Origin of the sequence: Flavobacterium agri (genome assembly GCF_013401995.1) — a bacterium.
GTDB classification, from domain to species: Bacteria; Bacteroidota; Bacteroidia; order Flavobacteriales; family Flavobacteriaceae; genus Flavobacterium; species Flavobacterium agri.
Window position 1 is genome coordinate 1 of record NZ_JACBJI010000025.1, and the last position, 999, is coordinate 999.

At 63.0% G+C, this 999-nt stretch carries 1 protein-coding gene; it reads right to left on the minus strand.

All coding sequences use genetic code 11. The features are described 5' to 3' along the window. Window positions 1-999, minus strand: a 999-nt coding sequence (locus HZF10_RS17805; protein WP_176007595.1) for an OmpA family protein, incomplete at both ends; no start/stop codon positions are given.

Below are 999 nucleotides of genomic sequence, written 5' to 3' on the forward strand. Positions count from 1 at the left end.
AGGAACTCGCTTCGCCTGTTCTGGGCGTGCTGCTCCTCGCTGCACGGCTCGCACTGCACCTTAGGCTCGCTCTCCCCGAAGCCCTTGCCCGAGATGCGGTCGCGCTTGATGCCCTTCGAGAGCACGTACTGCACCGTCGATCTGGCGCGTCTCTCCGACAGGGCCATGTTGTAGGCGTCCGTGCCGCGGTTGTCGGTGTGCGCCTTGACCATGATCACCATCTCCGGATGGAGGTTCATCGCCTGTACCAGCTTGTCGAGCTCGAAGGCGCCCTCGCGGGTGATGTTGCTCTTGTCGTACTCGAAGTAGATCTCGTTCAGGGTCACCGCCTCAGGCTGGATGATCGTCTCTATAGGCTGCAAATCCGCGCTGACCGCGATAGGCTCGCCGGCCGTCTTCGAGACAGGGAAGGTCCCCGACTCGTACCCGTCGCGCGTGGCCTGGATCGTGAAGGTGCGGTTGCAGTCGGTCGTGTAGGACACCTTGCCCTCGGCACCCGAGGTCCTGGTCTCCACGATGTTCCTCTTCTCGTCAAGTATCGAGACCTTGGCATCAGACAATGCCTGGCCCGTCTTGGCGTCGCGCACCGTCACGGCGATCTCCGTGGCGCAGATAGGCGCCGCCTGGTAGATGTTGTCGTTGCCGTCGCGGTTGCTCGAGAAGAATCCCGTCTTTTTCGTATCGTTGAAGCTGAAGGCGAAGTCGTCCTTGGCCGTGTTCACCGGGGCGCCCACGTTCCTGGCCTCGCCGCCTTTATTGAGGTCCACGTAGAACACGTCAAGACCCCCGAAGCCCTGGCGCGAGTCCGAGGCGAAGTACAGCCTGCCCGAGTCCGTGACGCTCGGGAAGCCCTCGTTGCCCTCGGTGTTGATGCCCGTGCCCATGTTCTCAGGCGTGCCGAAGCTGCCGTCGCCGTTCACGGCCACCTTCCAGATGTCGTAGCCGCCCGTTCCCCCCGGCATGTTCGAGGAGAAGTAGAGCGTCCTGCCGTCCTTGCTG